Consider the following 21,129-nt stretch of genomic DNA (forward strand, 5'->3'; position numbering starts at 1 on the left):
GGGCTTTTATGGGCAAGGAATCCACAGTCAACCTCTTTCGCCGGCTGGAGCAGCTCAACGGCATCGGCGCCGCGCTGTCGCGTGAGCGGGACATCGACCGGCTGCTGGAGAACATCCTGGAGGCCGCCAAGGCCATCACCGGCGCCGATGGCGGCACGCTATACAGCGTGACGGACGACGGCACGGCGCTCAAGTTCGAGATCCTGCGCACGGATTCGCTGGGCATCCGCCTGGGCGGCACCACGGGCAAGCCCATCGACTTTCCGCACCTGCCGCTGCGCCACGCCGACGGCTCGCCCAACGACTCGCTCGTGGCCGCGCACGCCGCCATCCACGACCGCACGGTGAACATTGCCGATGCGTATGCCGCGGCGGGGTTCGACTTCTCGGGCACGCGGGCGTTCGATGCGCGCACCGGCTACCGCTCGCGCTCGTTCCTGACCGTGCCGATGAAGAACCACGACCATGAGCTCATCGGCGTGCTGCAGCTCATCAACCCGCACGACCCGGACACCGGCGACGTCACCACGTTCTCGGAGGCAGACCAGAGCCTGGCGGAGTCGCTGGCATCGCAGGCCGCCATTGCGCTCACCAACCGGCTGCTCATCACGCAGCTGGAGCGGCTGTTCGAATCGTTCGTGAACCTCATCAACCTGGCCATCGACGAAAAATCCCCCTACACCGGCGGCCACTGCCAGCGCGTGCCGGCGCTCACCATGATGCTGGCCGAAGCCGTGAACGCCACGCAGAGCGGCCCGCTGGCCGGCTTCAGCATGAGCGACCGCGACCGGTACGAGCTCAAGATGGCTGGCCTGCTGCACGACTGCGGCAAGATCACCACCCCCGTGCACGTGGTGGACAAGGCCACCAAGCTGCAGACCCTGTACGACCGCATCGGCGTGGTGGACACACGCTTCGAGGTGCTCAAGCGCGATGCCGAGCTGGCCGCGCTGCGCCGCCAGTTGGCGCTGCGCCCGGTGGTGGACGCGCGGGCCGAGGGCCAGGAGCTGCTGGGCCTGCAGCACGAGATCCAGGCGCTGGAAGAAGACCGCGACTTCCTGCGCCGCTGCAACACCGGCAGCGAAGCCATGCGGGCCGAAGACCAGCAGCGCGTGCGCGACATCGCCGCCCTGCGGCACTGGCGCAACCCGCAGGGCGTGCAGACCAGCTTTCTGACCGCCGAAGAGGTGGAGAACCTCACCATCCGCTCCGGAACCTTGAACCAGGCCGAGCGCGACACCATCAACTACCACATCGTCGCCACCATCAAGATGCTGGAGACGCTGCCCTGGCCCCGGCACCTCAAGAACGTGCCCGAGTACGCGGGCGGCCACCACGAGCGCATGGACGGCAAGGGCTACCCCCGCGGCCTCACGCGCGATCAGATGTCGCTGCAGGCCCGCATGATGGGCATCGCCGATATCTTCGAGGCACTGACCGCGGCCGACAGGCCGTACAAAAGCGGCATGACGCTGTCGCAGGCGCTGGCGATCATGTGCCGCATGCGGGACAACGGGCACATCGACCCGGACCTGTTCGAGGTGTTCGTGCGCGAAGGGGTGTACCTGCGCTACGGCCAGGAATTTCTCGACGCCGGGCAGGTGGATGGGGTGGACATCGCGGCGCTGGGGTTTGCGTAGCGCCGGCTTGGCCGCCTGACCCCGTCCGTGGACCGTGGAACGAACGCCTGCGCCACCCTGCCAATGCCAATGCCAATGCCAATGCCAATGCCAATGCCAATGCCAATTCCAATGCCGCTGCACGTCTGAACGCCCCCGCGCGTCGGGCTTGTCTCCACCTCTGGCAAGGGAATCATTTGCTATATTTTTAATAGCTATTGGCGCCCGTCCAGAGAGCGGTAGCTGCCTTTTTTATTCCAATTCATCGGTTTCGCTGCGCGCCTGGGCCATCAACCAGTCGCAGAAGGCCGCCATGGCGCCGGTGGCCGGGCGTGACTGCAGCCGCGTGATCCAGTAAGAGCCGCGCTGCAGCTCCTGCGGGAGCGGCCGCACCAGCCGCCCCTGGCGCAGCTCGCGCGTGAACATGCGCACGGGCAGCAGTGCCATGCCAGCGCCCTGCGCAGCGGCCTCGGCCAGCGTGAGCGACGAGTCGAACACGGCACCGCGCACCACCGGGCAGGGCGCGCCCGCCGCGTCGAACCATGCCGCCCATTCGTCGGCGCGATAGCTGCGCAGCAGTGGCTGGCGCGCCAGGTCGGCAGCGGTGCGCAGGCCGTGGGCCAGGGCGGGGGTGCACATCACCGACATCGGCGCGTCCATGATGCGTTCGGCGTGCGTGCCATGCCAAGCGCCGTCGCCAAACCGGATCGCTAGGTCCAGCCCTTCGCCGGCCATGTCCACCCGGTTGTTGTGGGTGAGCAGGCGCAGGTCCACGAACGGGCACGCCGCCTGAAAGTCGCGCAGCCGGGGCAGCAGCCAGCCGACGGCGAACGTGCCCACGGCGCCCACGGTCAGCACCTCGCGCGGGCGGGTGTCGCCCAGCTTCTCCAGCGCCCGCGCCAGGTTGGCGAACGACTCCACCACCACGGGCAGCAGCGCCTGGCCCTCGTCCGTCAGCGCCAGGCCGCGCGGCAGGCGGCGAAACAGCGGCTTGCCCAGGCGGTCTTCGAGCTTGCGGATGTGCTGGCTCACCGCGGTCTGGGTGACGTGCAGTTCCTCGGCCGCTCGCGTGAGGTTCAGGTGGCGCGCCGAGGCTTCGAAGGCGCGCAGGGCGTTCAGTGGCAGGTGCATTGCGAAGTCTGAGAGCGGATCACACAACTCGGCGCAACGGGTCGGGCCAGGCGCTGCGATGCGGGCAGTGCGGTAGTACCGGGACCCGGGCGCCGCAGTGACGCCGAAAGCGTTGTGTGTGCCGCTCCAAGTTTTTGTTGGGGCTGGCGGCAATTATTGTCGATGGTGCTGCGGGCCCGGAGTCCTTATCGTTCAGGCCTTGTCTCCACTTCACTCCCCATTTTTATGCAAAGACGACAGTTTTCCTTGGGCTTGATGGCCGCTGCAGCGGTACCTCTGTGGGGTTGTGCCGGCGCCGGCAATGCCGCCGGCGGGCCGGGTCGCGCTGCCGGCGGCCACAGTGCGCGGGCCTGGAACGACACCCTGGCCGGCATCGAACGCACCGCCCAGGGCCGCCTCGGTGTGGCCATGCTCGACACCGGCACGGGCCTGGCGCTGGGCTGGCGCCAGGACGAGCGTTTTGCCATGGCCAGCACCTTCAAGGCGGTGCTGGCGGGCTGGATGCTGGCGCTGGTGGACCAGGGCAAGGAGCGGCTGGATGCGCGCGTGCATTACGCCGCGGCCGATGTGGTGGCGTATTCACCCGTCAGCGGCCCCCGTGCGGGCGACGGCGGCGGCCTGACGGTGGGCGAGCTGTGCGCCGCCACCGTGAGCCTGAGCGACAACACCGCTGCCAACGTGCTGCTGGCGCGCCACGGCGGGCCGGCCGGGTTGACCGCCTTCGTGCGGTCGCTGGGCGACGGCATCACCCGGCTGGACCGCACCGAGCCCACGCTGAACGAATCCAAGGTGGGCGACCCGCGCGACACCACCACGCCGCTGGCCATGCTGCAGACCCTGCAGAAACTGGTGCTGGGCGACGTGCTCACCCCCGGGTCGCGCGCCTGGCTGCAGCGCTGGCTGGTGGAGACCAGCACCGGCGACAAGCGCCTGCGCGCCGGCGTGCCGGGCTGGAAGGTGGGGGACAAGACGGGCACCACCGACAGCGGCACCTCCAACGACATCGCTGTGATGTGGCCGCCGGGCGGAGGTGCGCCGGTGGTGGTGACCTGCTACGTCACCGCGTCGACAGCGTCGGCTGAACAGCGCGATGCGGCGATCGCGCAGGTGGCGCGTGCGGTGGTGGCGGCCAGGCAGGGGTAGCTGTCAGTCTTGGTCGAGCCTCAGCCACAGCTCCATCGCTCGGGCTGGGTCTAGGCCGCCACCGACCGTTCGCGCTAGGGCTCAGCCGCCACCGACCGTTTGGGCTGAGCCTGATCACCTCCCCACCGTTCGGGCTGAGCCTGTCGAAGCCTTGCGCGGCGCTTCGACGGAGCTCAGCGTGAACGGTTTGTGGTGATGGGGTTGGGCATGCGAACCATGAATAGGTCTCAGGCACGGCAGGCCGTTCGGGCTGGGTCTCAATCACCCCTGACCGCTCGGGCTGGGTCTGACCACCCCACCACCGTTCGGGCTGAGCCTGTCGAAGCCTTGCGCGGAGCTTCGACGGAGCTCAGCGCGAACGGATGTGAAGCTGCCGTGCTCTATGGTCACCCCAACTGAAAACCGCAGACCGCAAACCGCACGTCGCACGCCGCCAACCAAAAACTCAGAGCTTCTTCACCAGCACCTGGCTCCTGCGGTCCCAGTTGTACTTGCGCTTGCGGGCATCCGGCAGCCAGTCCGGGTCCACCGGCTGAAACCCGCGCTTGATGAACCAGTGCATGGTGCGGGTGGTCAGCACGAAGATGCTGTCCAGCCCCAGGATGCGGGCACGCTGCTCGATGCGCTTGAGCAGCTTCTCGCCGTCGCCCGTGCCCTGGCTCTGGGGCGACACGGTCACCGCAGCCATCTCGGCCGTCCGGGATTCGGGGTAGGGGTAGAGCGCTGCGCAGCCAAAGATCACGCCGTCGTGTTCGATGATGGTGTAGGTGGCGATGTCGCGCTCGATCTCGGTGCGGTCGCGCTTGACCAGCGTGCCGTCTTTTTCGAACGGCTCGATCAGTTGCAGGATGCCGCCCACGTCGTCGATGGTGGCTTCGCGCAGCTCTTCGAGCTTTTCGTCGATGACCATGGTGCCGATACCATCGTGCACGTACACCTCCAGCAGCAGCGACCCGTCCACCGCAAACGGCAGGATGTGGCTGCGCTCCACGCCGGCCTTGCAGGCCTTCACGCAGTGCTGGAGGTAAAAGCCCGTGTCGGTGGGCGTTTGCGCCTCGGGCAGCGTGGCCAGCAGGGCCTGCGCGGCGGCCAGCGGCAGCTCGGTGTCGATGGGGTTGTCTTCGCTCTCGGGCTCGTTCGGCTGCATGCGGATGCCGGGCACCTCGGTCAAGAAGATCAGCTTGTCCGCGCGCAGCTCGATGGCCACGCTGGTGGCCACTTCTTCCATGCTCAGGTTGAAGGCCTCGCCCGTGGGCGAGAAGCCGAAAGGCGACAGCAGCACCAGCGCCCCCATGTCCAGCGTGCGCTGGATGCCCGCCACGTCCACCTTGCGCACCAGGCCCGAGTGCTGAAAGTCCACCCCGTCCACGATGCCCACCGGCCGCGCCGTGAGGAAGTTGCCCGATATCACCCGCACCGTCGCGCCCGCCATGGGCGTGTTGGGCAGGCCCTGGCTGAACGCGGCCTCGATCTCGTAGCGCAGCTGGCCCGCGGCCTCCTGCGCGCAGTCAAGCGCCACCGAGTCGGTGATGCGGATGCCGTGCGAGTATTTGGCCGCGTGCCCCTTGGCCGCCAGCTGCTCGTTCACCTGCGGGCGAAAGCCGTGCACCAGCACGATCTTCACGCCCATGGCCTGGATCAGCGCCAGGTCCTGCGCCAGGCTGTGCAGCTTGCCCGCCGCAATCGCCTCGCCGGTGAGGCCGATCACGAACGTCTGGTTGCGAAACTTGTGGATGTACGGCGCGACCGAGCGGAACCAGGGCACGAAGGTGAAATTGAAAACGGCGGACATGGCGGGTGGTGTGTGAAAGCCTGCGGTGTAAATCCGCTGTAGGCGCGCATCATAAGCATGCAGGGCATCCTTGTGGTGACCGCGCGCCTCATTGCGTGGCGCCGTGGCGCTGAAACAGCGCCAGCCGCTCGGCAAAGGGCTCCAGAACCAGCGAATCTTCCGCACCGCCGCACGACGCGGGCCGCACGGCGAGCGTCAGGCCCTGGGCCGCCAGCAGCGCCTGCATCTCGTCCTGCGCGATCATGCCGTGGTCCATCAGCGCACCCACCAGAGCATTGAGCGCGGGCTGGTGGCCGTGCAGCAGCGCCTGGGTGCGCTGGTACTGGGACTGCAGCAGGGCCTCGATGGCGGCATTGCTGGGGCCGACGTCGGTGTTGATGTGGTTGTCCATCTCCACCGTGGCGTCGGTGCGGCTGATGCGCGCGCCAAAGCCGTGGTGGCGCACGTAGCGCGCGGCCTCGGCGGTCACCTGCTTGTAGTCCTGCTCGGCGCCCGTGGTGCAGGCCATCTCGCCGAACACCAGCTCTTCGGCCACGCGGCCGGCCAGGCCCACGCACATCATGTCCAGCGCATTCTGGCGCGTGGTCACCTTCAGGCCCGCAAAGCTGTTGTAGCCGCCCTCGAACGAGGCGATGTTGATCTTCACCTCCTGCGGGGCCTGGCCGAAGAGCAGGCAGTAGACCAGCGCATGCCCGGCCTCGTGCACCGCCAGCAGCGCGCGAAAATCCGCGTTGGCGCGCTGCTTGAGGCGGTTGAGCTCCAGCGCCACCGCGAACTGGCGCTCGTGCGTGCCGCCGTGGGCGTCGGTGCCTTGCACGGCCAGGTGGCGGCGGTCTGCCGCGAGGTGGATGGCGAACACCTGCGACAGCGGCAGCGATTGCTCCATGACCCACAGCGTGGCCTTGACCAGATTCGCGCTCAGGATGGCGTGCACCGACGAGAACAGGGGCCGTGTGCCCTGCGCGGGGAAGACCGCGTTGGCGTAGATCTCGCGCTGCACGTCCTCCCCGATGGCAAAGCGCACGCCGCACTGGGCGGCCACGTCCTGCACGTAGCGGTCGCACAGCTGGCGGATCAGCAGCTCGTACGTGGCGCGGCTGAACGACGGGTAGATCACATGCTCGTTGCCCAGCCGCGCGATCTGCTCGGGCTTGAAGCGCTCGGACAGCGCCTTCTTCACGTCGATGATGGACAGCTTGCGCGTGAGGCGGTGAAAGATGTCGGCGTCGGTGTCGCAGTCTTCCACGCGCTGCGCGGTCTCGTGGTACATCTCGTCGAGGTTGCCGCACACGAAGACCAGCAGCCGGCTGTAGTCGGTCTCCCACGACTGGTTGGAGCGCTGGAACTCCATGTACATCGCCAGCACCTTGGCCGAAGGCCATTGCATGATCTCCGCCAGGGGTTCGGAGAGCTTGAGCATGCGCTTGAGCTCCTGCGCGTCCCACGCGTCGAGCTGAAAGCGGTAAGGCTTCTTGCCCGCGCGTTCGTTCTCGTCGTCCTCGGCGCGCTCGGCCTCGTAGTGGCTGTCGGCCAGCTTTCGTTCGATGTTGGACAGGGCCGTCAGCGCGGGCGGCAGGCGCCCGTCCGACAGCAGGGACCACACGTCCTGGTAGCGCTCCACCTTGGCCTCTTCGCCCTTGCGGTCCACCGTGCGAAAGCGCTGGAACTCGTCCAGCACCAGCATGCCCGGCGCGCCTTCGGAGATGCCGGAGTCCGCCAGCATGCCGGAGATGGTGGAGCTGCGGTAGCCCGCGCCGTGGCTGAAGCCGTCCATCTGCACTTCGACAAAGCGGTCGTAGAAGCCCAGCAGCTGGGCCAGGCGCCGCGTGAGCTGCGTCTTGCCCGTGCCGGTCAGGCCCCACAGGCAGACGATGACCGGGCGGCGGATGAGCTGCGGCAGCACGTACCAGGCGCGCACCGCATCGATCACGCGGTCGATGACCTCGTCGATGCCGACGAGCTCGGTCTTGAGCTGCGCCGCGGTGTCGGCCAGGTGCTGCTGGCGCTGGGCCAGTTCGGCGGCGGTGGGCAGCCGGTGTGTTGGCACAGCCGCTGCACTGTGCGCGGGTGGCAGCCCGTGCAGGGCCACGGTGGCGTCCACGTTCAGCGTGCGGGGTTCCGCCGGGTCGGGCGTTGCCCTGGATGCAGGTTGTCCTGGGTGCCCGGGTTGTCCTGGGTACCCAGGTTGGGCGGGGCCCCACGGCGCCCGCGTGTCCGCCAGTGCGGCGGTGGGATGGTTGTTGTCAGTCATGGAAAGAAAAGTCTGTTCGTGTCGCCTTGCGCAGGGCGACCTTGTCCGCGCGGCGCTGGGCGCCGGCGCTTCGGATGTGCTTGCCTGCCGCGCTCGACAGGCTGCGCTGGGCCAGCGCAGTGGCCACAGGGTTTCGGGGCGGGCCCGAGGCCTCGAGCTTCAGAACCAGGGGCTGCTTCATGCGGCGCAGCTTCTTGACTTGACCCTGGGCAAAGGCCCGAGAGATTTTTTGAGCACTCATGTGCACTCCACAAACAAAAAACCCCGGCAAGGTAGCCAGGGCTTGTGGAGCGCTGCACGGGGTGCAATAGCGCGCTTGTCGGCCTTGGCTGGACTTGTGAATGCACAGTCCAGCCGGGGCGGTGGACTGTGGTCAGGTGATTGCGGACAAAGGAACAAACATAGCGGTGACCTCCAGTGGTTTCAGCGGCTGCGTGGCGGTGTGCCCGTGGCTGAAAGAAAGAAGCGCGAATTGTGGCGAGGGCTCTGCGGCTTGGCAAGCGCTCAGGGCTTTGGCAACCTGCATCTGTCGCATGAAACGCACAGTGCGCCGCAGCGGGCGCGTGTGCGCTGGTGGCCGTGGGGCGGGGTAGGTGCGTGCCGGGCTAGGCCTGGCGGCGGTAACTCCAGCCGGCCGCGTGCAGCCATTCCTGCTCGTCGCGCGCCTGCACCACCAGCTCGACGAGATCGCGGCCGTCGTTGAGGGGCACCTGCACGGTCATGCCCGCGCGGTCGGGCGACAGCGGCAGCAAGAACTGGCTGTCGTCCCAGAACAAATAGCCGGGCAGTTCGGGCAGTTCCCGCAGCGTCGCTGCCGGCACGCCGAACGCGAGCGGAATCGATTCGGGCGCCTCGTTCGCCAGCACCCAATGGCTGTCCAGGCGCGCCACCCACTGCGCGGGCAGGGGCGCTGCGGCGCGGGGCATCTGCTGCGCCATGGGCATGGTCACCCAGTAGTGCCCGGCGGTGGCGGGCTCGCGCGACAGCAGGTAGCGGCGGCCGTCGGCCTGCTCCCAGCGGTACTGGGTGCGCGGCTGCGCGTCGGACCACCACCAGCCGTCGCTGCGCAGGCGCAGCCCGGCGCTCAGCATCGTCCAGCCCCTGGCCTCGGCCGACCATACCCACAGGTCGATCTGCTGGCTGTCGGGCGAGGTGGCTTTCAGGGGCTTGGCGGACCGGCCGTAGATGCCCAGCACCGCATCGACCGCGCTGGCCGACGAGGTGGCCAGTGACGGGGCCGCCGTCAAGACCTTGGGCGGCAGCGCTGCCAGTTGCCCGGTCTCCTGCAGCGCCCGCAGCAGGATGCCTTCGGCCACCGGCCCGGGCTTGAAGGCCGATGCGCTGCCGGTGATCAGCAGCGCCATGCCCGCCTGCGGCAGCACGTAGAAGTCGCTCGAATAGAACATGGTGCCGCCGCTCTTTTGCCAGGCCAGCACGCCCGCGGCAGACAGTCCCTGCTGCTGCGCGCTGTCCCACCCCAGGCCCCACTGCCAGTCGGGCGTCAGGTCGGCGCGCAGGCCCGGGTTCTGGCCGCGGCCCATCTCCAGCACGCCAGCCTTGGAGACGACGCGCCGGCCGTCGTATTCGCCGCCTTGCAGCAGCATGGTGGCCAGCTTCATCATGTCGCCGGGCGTGGTGCACAGCCCGCCGGTGGCGTAGCCCATCACGAACTCCTGGGCCTGGCGCTGCTTGCGGATGTAGCCGTGCGCGAAGCTGCCTTCGGGCAGCGGCAGCAGGGTGTAGCCCGAGCGGGCCATGCCCAGCGGGTTGAGCAGGGCCGACTGCACGAACGCCGGGTAGGTCTGTCCGGTCACTGCGAGCACGATGCGCTCGATCAGCGTGAAGCCGTCGTTGCAGTACACCGCCAGCGCGCCGGGCGCGTGCTTGAGGTGGGCGTCGGCCAGCGCTTCTTCCAGCTCGGCGGCGTAGCCTGGGAGCGGCGCGGTGGCGAACAGGTTGTGCGTGTGCGTGCCCGGCAGCCCCGATGCATGGCTGAGCAGGTGGCGCACGGTGATGTCGCGGTAGCCCGGCGACAGCATGGTGAACTGAGGCAGGTAGCGCACCACCGGCGCATCGAGCTGCACCAGCTGCCGGTCCACCAGCACCATCACGGCCAGCGCCGCCACCACCTTGCTTACGGAGCCCACATTGAAGCGCGTGTCCGGCGTCGCCAGCGCGCGGGTGGTGTCGTCCAGCACGCCGAAGGCCTCCTGCCACACCAGCCGGTCGCCCTGCAGCAGGGCGACGGAGGCCGCCCGCGCCTCACCGCGCTGCATGGCTTGGCGGATTTCGCTGCGGCCCCAGGCCATGGTGGCCGCGAGCGTGGGGCCGGGGTTGCCGGTGCCTCCACAGGCCGGCAGCAGGGGCGCCAGGGTGGCGGCGCCGGCCCACGCCAGCCAGTCGCGGCGCGAGGGGTGCGGGGGCTGTGCGGGCGTCGCGCTGTCGTCCGGTGAAAACGGGGTGGCTGATGTCTGCGGGAGCATGCGGTCAAAATCCTGAGGGGCACCCGCCACGCAGACATCGTCGGGGCGCAATGGGGTGTGCGCATTACATCCTGAAATCCACCCCATCAAAAAGTAGCACTCGGCAAAAAGACGGCACCGAGCGGGGCCTGCGCGGGTGCCGTGCGAGGTGCGGCACGGTGGTGCGCATGGCCTGTGTTGCACAGGGCCAACGCCTGCCTCCGATAATGCGTGCCTTCATGACCGAATCCGCGCCTCCTACCTCCCCGCCAGCAGCAGCCCCGCCCACTGCCCCCAAAACCGCGCCGCTGCGCATCACCTTCCCGGAGTCGCTGCCGGTGTCGGGCAGGCGCGAGGAGATCATGGCGGCCATCGAGAAGCACCAGGTCGTGATCGTGTGCGGCGAGACGGGCTCGGGCAAGACCACGCAGCTGCCCAAGATCGCGCTGGCGCTGGGCCGTGGCAAGTGCAATGCCAAGCCCGGGCAGAAGGGCCAGCTCATCGGCCACACCCAGCCGCGCCGCATCGCCGCCAGCAGCGTGGCCAAGCGCATCGCCGAAGAACTGAACACGCCGCTCGGTGACGTGGTGGGCTTCAAGGTGCGCTTTCAGGACCGGCTGTCGCGCGATGCGTCGGTCAAGCTGATGACCGACGGCATCTTGCTGGCCGAGACGCAGACCGACCCGCTGCTCAAGGCCTACGACACCATCATCATCGACGAGGCGCACGAGCGCAGCCTGAACATCGACTTCCTGCTGGGCTATATCCGCCAGATCCTGCCGCGCCGGCCGGACCTCAAGGTCATCGTCACGTCTGCCACCATCGATGCGGACAGGTTTGCCAAGCATTTCGAATCCGCCAAAGGCCCTGCGCCCATCATCTACGTGTCGGGCCGCACCTTTCCCGTGGAGCAGCGCTGGCGCCCGTTCGAGGACACGCGCGACTACGGCCTCAATGAAGCCATCGCCGATGGGGTGGACGAGCTCTGGCAGGGCAATGCCGGTGGCGACATCCTCATCTTCCTGCCCGGCGAGCGCGAGATCCGCGAGGCGGCCGACCACCTGCGCAAGCACCTGGCCCACCAGCCGGTGATGCGCAACGCCGAGGTGCTGCCGCTGTTCGCCCGCCTGTCGCAGGCCGAGCAGGACCGCATCTTCGACGGGCACACCGGCCGCCGCCTGGTGCTGGCGACCAACGTGGCCGAGACCTCGCTCACCGTGCCGGGCATCCGGTACGTCATCGACGCAGGCACGGCGCGCGTGAAGCGCTATTCTTTCCGTAGCAAGGTGGAGCAACTGCTGGTCGAGCCCATCAGCCAGGCGGCAGCCAACCAGCGCGCGGGCCGCTGCGGGCGCGTGGCCAACGGCATCTGCATCCGCCTGTACGACGAGTCGGACTTCAACGCCCGCCCGCGCTTCACCGACCCCGAAATCCTGCGGTCATCGCTGGCCGGCGTCATCCTGCGCATGAAGTCGCTGCACCTGGGCGACGTGGTGCAGTTCCCGTTCATCGAGGCCCCGTCGGGCCGCGCCATTGCCGACGGCTACCAGCTGCTGGCCGAGCTGGGCGCGGTGGACGAGTCCAACGAGCTCACGCCGATGGGCGTGGAGCTGTCGCGCCTGCCGCTCGACCCGCGCGTGGGCCGCATGATTCTGGAGGCGCGCGATCGCAAGGCGCTGGACGAAGTGCTGGTCATCGCCAGCGCCCTGAGCGTGCAGGACGTGCGCGACCGGCCCATGGAAGCCCAGCAGCAGGCCGACCAGGCGCATGCCAAGTTCGACGACGAAAAGAGCGAATTCAGCGGCTACCTCAAGCTCTGGAAGTGGATCAACGAGGCCCGCGGCGGCGCGCCCACGCTGCCCTCGGCCCGCGCGCAAAAGGCCATGGCCCACCAGCGCGCCCCGTCGCAGGCCCACCTGCCCGTGGCCCAGCGGCTGGTGGCCGCTGCGGCGCCCGCGCCCGCTGTCGCCAGCGTCTCGGCCCAGGCGCCCACCCACAAGCTGAGCAACCGCCAGTACGAGCAGTTGCTGCGCCAGAACTTCATCAGCATCCGCCGCCTGCGCGAGTGGCGCGACATCCACACCCAGCTGCTCACCGTGGTCACCGAGCACAAGTGGCCTATCAACACGCAGCCTGCCAGCTACGAGCAGCTGCACCTGTCCATGCTGGCCGGGCTGCTGGGCAACATCGGTGCGCGCAGCGAAGAGGAAGACTGGTACCTGGGCGCGCGGGGCATCAAGTTCTACAAGCACCCGGGCGCGCACCTGTCCAAGAAGCCCGGCCGCTGGATCGTGGCGGCCGAACTGGTGGAGACCACGCGCCTGTTCGGCCGGGGCATCGCCGCCATCGAGCCGCAGTGGATCGAACAGGTAGGCGGCCATCTGCTGAAAAAGCAGTTGCTCGACCCGCACTGGGAGAAGAAGTCGGCCGAGGTGACGGCACTGGAGCGCGCCACGCTCTACGGCATCGTGATCTACAGCGGCCGGCGCATCAACTTCGGCAAGATCGACCCGTACGCTGCGCGCGAGATCTTCATCCGCGAAGCGCTGGTGGGCGGCAACTGGGAGACCAGGCTGCCGTTCTTGGCCGCCAACCAGAAGCTCATCGCCAAGGTCGAAGAGCTGGAACACAAGTCGCGCCGGCAGGACGTGCTGGTGGACGACGAGCTCATCTATGCCTTCTACGACCAGCAGCTGCCAGCGGACATCTGCAACGGCCATGGCTTCGAGGCCTGGTACCGCGAAGAGTCGAAGGCCAAGCCCGACCTGCTCAAGCTCACGCGCGAAGAGCTCATGCGCCACGAGGCCGCGGGCATCACCAGCAACGCGTTTCCCAAGACCGTGCGCCTGGGTGGGGTGGACTGCACAGCCACCTACCTGCACGAGCCTGGCGACCCGCGTGACGGCATCACCGTGACCATCCCGCTGTTCGTGCTCAACCAGGTGAACGATGAGCGCTGCGAGTGGCTGGTGCCCGGCATGCTCAAGGACAAGATCCAGGCCCTGCTCAAGAGCCTGCACCAGCGCCCGCGCAGCCGATTCGTGCCGCTGCCCGAGTCGGCCACGCGCCTGGCCGCGCTGTTCAACACGCCCGAGCGGTTTGGTACCGGCAGCCTCACGGACGCACTGCTCAAGCAGGTGCGCGACGAGACATCGCTCGATGTGAAGCGCGCCGACTTCAAGCTGGACATGCTCAGCCCGCACCTGTTCATGAACTTCCGCGTGGTGGACGAGCACGGCCGCCAATTGGGCCATGGCCGCAACCTGGGCGCCCTGAAGGCCGAATGGGGCGCCAAGGCGCGGGGCGCGTTCCAGGCGCTGGCGGGGCTCAAGCTCGGTGGTGGCAGCGGTGGTGGCGCTGCAGACAGTGCAAATATTGAGCAAAAACAGCCCCCGCCGCTTGCTGGGCGAGCGCAAGCAGCTATCGAATCAGGAGCAAAGGGCGGGGCGGGTGGCAAGGCCGCACCGGCTGCAGCGCCATCGTCTGCGCCGGCTGCGCCCGCGGGCCAGCGCTACACCGCCTGGACCTTTGGCGAGCTGCCGGAGCTGATGGAAATCAAGAAGAGCGGCCAGACGCTGGTGGGCTTTCCGGCGCTGATCGATGGCGGCGATGCGGTGACCATCGAAGTCTTCGACGAGCCCGAAGTGGCCGCCGCCAAGCACCGCGCCGGGCTGCGCCGCCTGTTTGCGCTGCAGATCAAGGACGCGCTCAAGTACCTGGAAAAGAACATCCCCGACCTGCAGAAAATGGCGGTGGCGTACATGCAGGTCGGCCGGTCGCCGGACGGCACCGGCGGCGGCACGCAGGAAGAACTGCGCGCCCAGATCATCGACGTGGCGCTGGACCGCGCGTTCCTGCTCGACCCGCTGCCCACCGACGAGTACGCCTTCAAGCGCCGCGTGGAAGAGGGCCGGGGCCGGCTGACCTTGATCGCCAACGAAGTGGCGCGGCTGGCCTCCGGCATCCTGGTCGAGTACGCCGCTGCCGCCCGCAAGATCAAGGACACCAAGAACGCCCCCGACGCCACGCAGGACGCGCAGCAGCAACTGCAGCGCCTGGTGCCCAAGCAGTTCATCGCGCAGGCGCCCTGGGCCCAGTTGGCGCACTTTCCGCGCTACCTCAAGGCCATCACCCTGCGCCTGGACAAGTACCGCGCCGACCCCGCCCGCGACGCCGCCAAGCTGGCCGAGCTGCGCCCGCAAGAGCAGCGCTACTGGCGCCTGGTGGCCGAGCGCAAGGGCGCGGTGGATGCGCGCATGCAGGAGCTGCGCTGGCTGCTGGAAGAGTTGCGCGTGAGCTTTTTCGCGCAGGAGCTGCGCACGCCGCAGCCGGTGAGCGTCAAGCGCCTGGACAAGCTGTGGGCGCAGATCCAGAGCTGACGCCGCAGCGGTCTGGCTGGCCCCGGGCGATGGCCTGGTGGTTGGCCCTGGTGCTGGCGGCGACTTTGCCGATGTGGTCGTTCTGGCTGGTGAACCGGTGGGGCGGCCACTACACCGAGTGGGTGTACTACGGCAACTACCGCGACGCGTTGTCTGTCTGCTTTCTGGTGTCCGCTGCTCTCGTGGCGGGCCTGTTGCGCATGCCCCGGCGGCATGCGGGGCTGCGCGGTATTGGCGGGCTCATCTTCGTGACGCTCTGGCTGCTTGCCGCAGCCCTGCCGCGCCCGAATTGTCCGGAGGCTGTAGGGCTGGGGAAGTACGGGGTGCCCATCCCCGACGATCAGGCAGAGGTGGCGTCGTGCGGCCACGGGGATGAGGTCCCGCGCGGGCCAGGCCATGCGGTGCGGCGCATACAGCCCGGTCTTCAGTCCCTGGTCCAGATCCTGACCGTCACGTACATCGTGTAGCCCAGGGCCAGCACCATCCACACCACAAAGAACAGGTTCGCCCAGTACGGGCCGGAATGCTCCGCCAGGGTGTAGAGCTGCCCCTTGCAGCCTTTGCCGACGCATGGAATCTGCTGCAGCACCACGGCGCGCAGGGCCTCGAACAGGAGATAGAACGCCAAGCCGGCCACGAACAGAAAGCTGATGGGCCCGACAGGCGGCTTGGTGAGCTCATCGTTCTCGTCACGCCGGCCCTGGTGGAGCAGCTTCTGCCCGTACCGGTAGAAGAAGTATCCGACCAGGAGCATCAGTGCGTAGTAGGCGAGGGTCAGCATGTCGTCGGGTCTTGAATGAAGCAGGGCAAAAAAGAACAGGCGGCGTGGTGACGATGGTAGCCGACGCCCTGCGGGGCCCTGGTGCTGCCGCCGCCTCGGCACTGAGCCGCCGGGGCCCGGTCCGCCGCGACGGCTGAGCGTCACCTGCGCGACGCTGCATCAGTGCCATCCCCAATGCCGTCGGGCACCATGCGAACTAGGCTGCGTTCTTCAAAGGAATCCTTGCTCCATGCGCCCTCACTACAAGTTCTGGCCCCACCGCCTGCCCAAGGCCATCACGCTGCCGTCCACCTCGCTGTGGGACAACCTGGCCATCAGTGCGCGCCGCTACCCGGACAAGGCGGCGCTGGTCTTTTTTGGCCGCACGCTGACCTACCGGCAACTGGTGGAAGGCGCCGAGCGCCTGGCCGCACGGCTCGCAGCCCTGGGCGTGCAGCGCGGCGACCGCGTGGTGCTGTGCATGCAGAACTGCCCGCAGCTCGTCATGGCGCACTTCGCCATCCTGCGCGCGAACGCCGTGGTGGTGCCGGTCAACCCGATGAACCGGGCCGAAGAGCTCAAGCACTACATCACCGACCCCGACACCAAGGTGGCGCTGACCACCGGCGACCTGGCCGCCGAGATGGCCAAGGCCAGCAACGCGCTGCCCGCGGGCGAGCGCCTGGCGCACCTGGTGGTGACGCAGTTCACCGATGCCTTCGATGTGAATGTGACCGGGGCCGATGCGCCGCCTGAAGCCTGGATGGAGTGGCTGGGCACACGCCACCCGCTGCCCGTGCTCGACGGAGGCCAGACCCATGCGTGGACCGACGCGCTCGACATTGCGCAGGCGCCGCCCGAACTGCTGGTGGGCCCGGACGACCTGGCACTGCTGCCCTACACCAGCGGCACCACCGGCCTGCCCAAGGGCTGCATGCACCTGCACCGGAGCATCCTGCACAACGCTGCCGCCAGTGCGCTGTGGGGCACGGGGTCGGTCGACAGCGTCACGCTGGCCGTGGTGCCCATGTTCCACATCACCGGCATGGTGAGCGTGATGCACACGGCCATCTACTCGGCCGCCACGCTGGTCATCATGCCCCGGTGGGACCGCGACCTGGCCGGGCGCCTCATCTCGCGCTACCAGGTCACCAACTGGACCAACATCCCCACCATGGTCATCGACCTGCTGGGCAGCCCCAACTTTGCCAGCTACGACCTCTCCAGCCTGGTCTACATCGGCGGTGGCGGCGCGGCCATGCCGCAGGCCGTGGCGCAGCGCCTGCTGGAGCAGTACGGGCTGCGGTATTCCGAAGGCTACGGCCTGACCGAGACCGCCGCGCCGTCGCACTCCAACCCGCCGGACCACCCCAAGCAGCAGTGCCTGGGCATCCCGTTCATGAGCACCGATGCGCGCGTGGTCGACCCCGACACCCTGCAGGAAATGCCCGTGGGTGAGCAGGGCGAGATCATCATCCACGGCCCCGAGGTGTTCGAGGGCTACTGGAAACGCCCGGACGCCACGGCTTCGGCCTTCATCGAATTCGAGGGCAAGCGATTTTTCCGCTCGGGCGACCTGGGCCGCATGGACGAGGACGGCTATTTCTTCCTGACCGACCGCTTGAAACGCATGATCAACGCCAGCGGCTTCAAGGTCTGGCCGGCCGAGGTCGAGGCGCTGATGTTCCGCCACCCCGCCATCCAGGAGGCCTGCATCATCGCCGCCAAGGACAGCTACCGCGGCGAGACGGTCAAGGCCGTGGTGGTGCTGCGGGCATCGCACAAGGACACCACCACCGAGCAGCAGATCATCGACTGGTGCCGCGAGAACATGGCGGTCTACAAGGTGCCGCGCATCGTGCAGTTTGTGAGCGCATTGCCCAAGAGCGGCAGCGGCAAGGTGATGTGGCGGGCGCTGCAGGAGCAGGAAGCGCAGCAGTAGGACGGCGGCCAGTCGGCGCGCGCAGGCTCCGCTGTCTTCACTCCCTCTCCCCTCGCGGGAGAGGGCCGGGGAGAGGGGGCCGCATGCAAGGCCGCATCAGCACCCTCAGTGCTGCGGCCCCGCCAGCGTCAGCTCGCCCAGGTCCCGCTCCAGCAGGGCCGGGTCGCCCAGCTGCAGTTCGATCAGGCGGCGCAGGTGGGTCACGCTGTCCAGGTCGATGCCGCGGCACAGCAGGCCGGCGTGCTGGCCCTCGACGTGGGCGATTTCGGTGGACATGGCGATGTGGTTGCCCGTCTCGGCCAGCGGGATGGTGAGCTGGCACAGCATGCCGGCTTCGAGCTCCGCCTGGGCGGGGGCCACCAGCAGCGCGCCCTTGAGGGACAAATCCAGCACGTGCACGCTGAAGGCATCCGTGGCGGTGGTCAGCAGGGCCGGTGCGTCGAAACCAACGCGGACGAAGTGGCGCCGTTCATGGGGCATCGCTGTCTCCTGGGCGAAGCGGGGTGGTGGGTACATGCTACTCCAAGCGCGCCGGTCGTTTATTACGTTTGGATGTTTTTGCAACCTTTCGGTAACATGTGGCTTTCTCTTAGGGGATCAGCTGTTGAATTCACGCGCATCCCTGTTCAGAGCCCGGTACGCTGTGTGGCTGCGCTGGATGGTGCTGGCGCCATTGCTGTATGCATGCATCGGCCCCAGTGCGCATGCTGCGCCCCGCGAGTTGCGCGTGGGGGTGTACTCCAACGAGCCCAAGCTGTTTGTCGACGCGCAGGGCCGGGCGTCGGGCATTTTTGTCGACCTGCTGCAGCTGGTGGCCGAGCGCGAGCACTGGACGCTGCGCTATGTGCCGTGCGAATGGCAGGACTGCCTGGATGCCCTGGCCGCGGGTCAGCTCGACCTGATGCCCGATGTCGCCCGCACCCGCGAGCGCGAGCGGCTGTACGACTTCCATTCCCTGCCGGTGCTGCACAGCTGGTCGCAGGTCTACCGCGCACGCGGCAGCACCATCCAGTCGATGTTCGACCTGGCGGGCAAGCGTGTGGCGGTGCTCAAGGGCTCGGTGCAGCGCGCCACCTTTCTGAGCATGATGGACAGCTTCGGCATCGCCGTGCTGTTGATCGACGCGTCGACGCTGGTCGAAGCCTTCGAGTTCGTGCAGCGCGGCGACGCGGACGCGGTGATCTCCAACCACCTGTTCGGCAACCTGCAGGCGGGGCATTTCGGGCTGGTCGATGCGGGCATCGTGTTCCAGCCCTCGTCGCTGTATTTCGCCACCGGCCCGGGCCGCAATGCCGATGTGCTGGCGGCCATCGACCAGTCGGTGCAGCGCTGGCGCTCCGGCGCGGAGCCGCGCTACACGCAGGTGATGGGCCGTTGGGCCGGGCCTGAAGCAGGGGCGCAGATGTCGGCGGCCATGGGCTGGGCCATGGTGGCGCTGGCGGTGTTCGCGCTGCTGGCGGCGGTGTCGGCGGTGGCGCTGCGGCGCAAGGTGGACGAGCGCACGCGCAAGCTGCAGGCCAGCGAGCAGAAGCTGGCCACCATCCTGGACAGCGTGGGCGCCTTCATCTACATCAAGGGACAGGACTTCCGCTACGAATACGCCAACCACCACATCCTCGGCCTGTTCGGCCGGCAGGCGCAGGACGTGGTGGGGCTCGATGATTCCGCCTTCTTCGACCAGGCCACCACCGCGCAGCTGCAGGCCAACGACCGGCGCGTGCTGCAGCAGGGCGAGCTGCTGGAGGTGGAGGAGGTCAACACGCACCTGGCCACGGGCGAGACACGGGCGTACCTGTCCGTCAAGATCCCGCTGCGCCTGCCCGATGGCAGCATCCATGCGCTGTGCGGCATCTCCACCGACATCACCGAGCGGCGCAAGGCCGAAGAGTCGCTGCGCATCGCCGCCACGGTGTTCGAGTCGTTCGAAGGCATGGTGGTGACCGGGCCGGACCAGCGCATCCTGACGGCCAACCAGTCGTATGCGCGGCTGACGGGCTACTCGGTGCAGGAGCTCGTGGGCGAGACGCCGCGGCTGCTGCAGTCGGGCCGCCACGACACGCATTTCTATACCGCGCTCAAGGACGCACTCAGCGCCACCGGCGGCTGGCAGGGCGAGGTCTGGAACCGCCGCAAGAACGGCGAGGTATACCCCGCGTGGATCACCGTCACCGCGGTGCGCTCGCCGCAGGGCGAGATCACGCACTACGTGGGCACGCAGACCGACATCTCGGCCCGCAAGGCGGCGGAGGAAGAGATCCGCCTGCTGGCGTACTACGACCCGCTGACGGGTCTGCCCAACCGGCGCCTGATGGCCGACCGCCTGCAGCATGGACTCGCGAGTGCGGCGCGCATGGGCACCGGCGGTGCGCTGCTGTTCGTGGACCTGGACAACTTCAAGGACCTGAACGACACGCAGGGCCATGAGATCGGCGACCAGCTGCTATGCCAGGTGGCGGCCAGGCTGGGCGGCGTGCGCCAGGGCGTGACCGTGGCGCGCCTGGGCGGTGATGAGTTCGTCCTGCTGATCGAGGGGCTGAGCCCCCAGCCCGCGGAAGCCGCGGCGCAGGCCGAGGCGGTGGCGCGCACCGTGTTGCTGGCGCTGGGGCAGGGCTACCCGCTGGGCGGGCGCATGTACCACGGCTCCTGCAGTATCGGCGTGGCCTTGTATGCCGATGCGCAGGGCTCGGTGGACGAGCTGCTCAAGCGCGGGGACCTGGCCATGTACCAGGCCAAGGCGGCAGGGCGCAACACGCTGCAGTTCTTCGACCCCCGCACGCAGGCAGCCGTGTCGGCCCGCACCGCACTGGAGGCCGACCTGCGCGAGGCCCTGCGGGACGGCCAGTTCCTGCTGCATTACCAGGCGCAGATCAGCCAGTTTGACGGCATGGTGGGGGCCGAGGCGCTGGTGCGCTGGCAGCACCCCGAGCGGGGCCTGGTGTCGCCGGGGGAGTTCGTCCCGGTGGCGGAGGCGTCGGGCATGATCGTGCCGCTGGGCGCGTGGATCTTGCGCACCGCGTGCGTGCAGCTGGTGCAGTGGGCGCAAAGCCCGCTGACTGCCCACTGGAGCCTGGCCGTGAACGTGAGCGCGCGCCAGTTCCGCCACCCCGACTTCGTCGACGATGTGCTGACCATGCTCGAAGAGACCGGCGCCGACCCGCAGCGCCTGAAGCTGGAGCTGACCGAGACCCTGCTGCTGGACGACGTGGAAGACACCATCCTGCGCATGACCACGCTGCGGGCATTGGGCATCCGCTTCTCGCTCGATGACTTCGGCACGGGCTATTCCAGCCTGGCGTACCTCAAGCGGCTGCCGCTGGACCAGCTCAAGATCGACCAGGGTTTCGTGCGCGATCTGCTCACCGACGCCAACGACGCCAGCATTGCGCGCGCCATCGTCACCCTGGCGCAGACCATGGAACTGGGCGTGATCGCCGAGGGCGTGGAGACCGCCGAGCAGCGCGACATGCTGGCCAGCCTGGGCTGCCACGTGTGGCAGGGCTACCTGTTCGGACGGCCGGGCCCGGCCAGCGCGCTGCTCGCCGTGCCCGAGATCGTGTTGGCCTGAGAACATCGTCTTCGCCATCTTCGCCCGTTTCCCCTGTCTCCGGGGTGGAGGCCTCGGGCACGGCCGGCATGGCGCGGGATGCGGG

Annotated in this window: 13 protein-coding genes; 6 read left to right on the plus strand and 7 right to left on the minus strand. The window is 68.3% G+C overall.

Annotation, left to right across the window (positions count from 1 at the left end; all coding sequences use genetic code 11):
• The first annotated feature begins 8 nt into the window (after window positions 1-8).
• Window positions 9-1,640 (plus strand): HD family phosphohydrolase, encoded by a 1,632-nt coding sequence (locus tag ACIGHN_RS21485; RefSeq protein ID WP_056412529.1) that lies wholly within the window; start codon window positions 9-11, stop codon window positions 1,638-1,640.
• 231 nt (window positions 1,641-1,871) lie between these two features.
• Here the strand turns inward: ACIGHN_RS21485 and ACIGHN_RS21490 are convergent, their stop codons facing one another.
• Window positions 1,872-2,750 carry a LysR substrate-binding domain-containing protein gene (locus tag ACIGHN_RS21490; RefSeq protein ID WP_396505932.1) on the minus strand — a complete coding sequence of 293 codons (879 nt, stop codon included), beginning with the start codon at window positions 2,748-2,750 and terminating at the stop codon, window positions 1,872-1,874.
• A gap of 225 nt (window positions 2,751-2,975) precedes the next feature.
• On the opposite strand from ACIGHN_RS21490, the gene bla reads away from it, so the two are divergent.
• Window positions 2,976-3,893 (plus strand): class A beta-lactamase, encoded by a 918-nt coding sequence (gene bla, locus ACIGHN_RS21495; RefSeq protein ID WP_396505933.1) that lies wholly within the window; start codon window positions 2,976-2,978, stop codon window positions 3,891-3,893.
• A 445-nt stretch (window positions 3,894-4,338) separates the two neighbouring features.
• On the opposite strand, the gene argA is transcribed toward bla, so the two are convergent.
• The 4 genes from argA to ACIGHN_RS21515 all read right to left on the minus strand — a co-directional run bounded on the left by argA (window position 4,339) and on the right by ACIGHN_RS21515 (window position 10,419).
• A complete protein-coding gene (gene argA, locus ACIGHN_RS21500; protein ID WP_056412521.1) occupies window positions 4,339-5,685 on the minus strand; it encodes an amino-acid N-acetyltransferase in 1,347 nt (448 codons plus the stop codon).
• Window positions 5,686-5,773: 88 nt separating this feature from the next.
• Complete coding sequence (locus ACIGHN_RS21505; RefSeq protein ID WP_396505935.1) at window positions 5,774-7,936, minus strand: AAA family ATPase; 2,163 nt, start codon at window positions 7,934-7,936, stop codon at window positions 5,774-5,776.
• Window positions 7,929-8,177 (minus strand): hypothetical protein, encoded by a 249-nt coding sequence (locus ACIGHN_RS21510; protein ID WP_056168481.1) that lies wholly within the window; start codon window positions 8,175-8,177, stop codon window positions 7,929-7,931. Before ACIGHN_RS21510 ends, ACIGHN_RS21505 begins: the two co-directional genes overlap by 8 nt.
• A 364-nt stretch (window positions 8,178-8,541) precedes the next feature.
• Window positions 8,542-10,419, minus strand: coding sequence for a serine hydrolase domain-containing protein (locus ACIGHN_RS21515; protein ID WP_396505936.1), 1,878 nt, complete (start codon window positions 10,417-10,419; stop codon window positions 8,542-8,544).
• Between the two features lie 218 nt (window positions 10,420-10,637).
• On the opposite strand from ACIGHN_RS21515, the gene hrpA reads away from it, so the two are divergent.
• Window positions 10,638-14,777, plus strand: a complete 4,140-nt coding sequence (gene hrpA, locus ACIGHN_RS21520; protein WP_396505938.1) for an ATP-dependent RNA helicase HrpA — start codon at window positions 10,638-10,640, stop codon at window positions 14,775-14,777.
• A 29-nt stretch (window positions 14,778-14,806) separates the two neighbouring features.
• Window positions 14,807-15,244 carry a hypothetical protein gene (locus ACIGHN_RS21525; RefSeq protein WP_396505939.1) on the plus strand — a complete coding sequence of 146 codons (438 nt, stop codon included), beginning with the start codon at window positions 14,807-14,809 and terminating at the stop codon, window positions 15,242-15,244.
• On the opposite strand, the gene ACIGHN_RS21530 is transcribed toward ACIGHN_RS21525, so the two are convergent.
• Entirely contained in the window at window positions 15,202-15,558 is a 357-nt protein-coding gene (locus ACIGHN_RS21530; RefSeq protein ID WP_396505941.1) for a hypothetical protein, read from the minus strand. The two genes, ACIGHN_RS21525 and ACIGHN_RS21530, sit on opposite strands and share 43 nt — an antisense overlap.
• Window positions 15,559-15,787: 229 nt before the next feature.
• Between ACIGHN_RS21530 and ACIGHN_RS21535 the strand changes: the two genes are divergently transcribed.
• Complete coding sequence (locus tag ACIGHN_RS21535) at window positions 15,788-17,479, plus strand: long-chain fatty acid--CoA ligase (protein ID WP_396505943.1); 1,692 nt, start codon at window positions 15,788-15,790, stop codon at window positions 17,477-17,479.
• A 105-nt stretch (window positions 17,480-17,584) separates the two neighbouring features.
• Here ACIGHN_RS21535 and ACIGHN_RS21540 read toward each other — a convergent pair whose 3' ends face one another.
• The gene (locus tag ACIGHN_RS21540) at window positions 17,585-17,959 is read right to left on the minus strand and encodes a PilZ domain-containing protein (protein ID WP_056412506.1); all 375 of its coding nucleotides are present in this window, start codon (window positions 17,957-17,959) and stop codon (window positions 17,585-17,587) included.
• Window positions 17,960-18,083: 124 nt separating this feature from the next.
• On the opposite strand from ACIGHN_RS21540, the gene ACIGHN_RS21545 reads away from it, so the two are divergent.
• Window positions 18,084-21,044 (plus strand): EAL domain-containing protein, encoded by a 2,961-nt coding sequence (locus tag ACIGHN_RS21545; RefSeq protein ID WP_396505945.1) that lies wholly within the window; start codon window positions 18,084-18,086, stop codon window positions 21,042-21,044.
• Window positions 21,045-21,129 lie beyond the last annotated feature (85 nt).

Origin of the sequence: Acidovorax sp. NPDC077693, from assembly GCF_044542805.1 — a bacterium.
Lineage (GTDB): Bacteria > Pseudomonadota > Gammaproteobacteria > Burkholderiales > Burkholderiaceae_C > Acidovorax.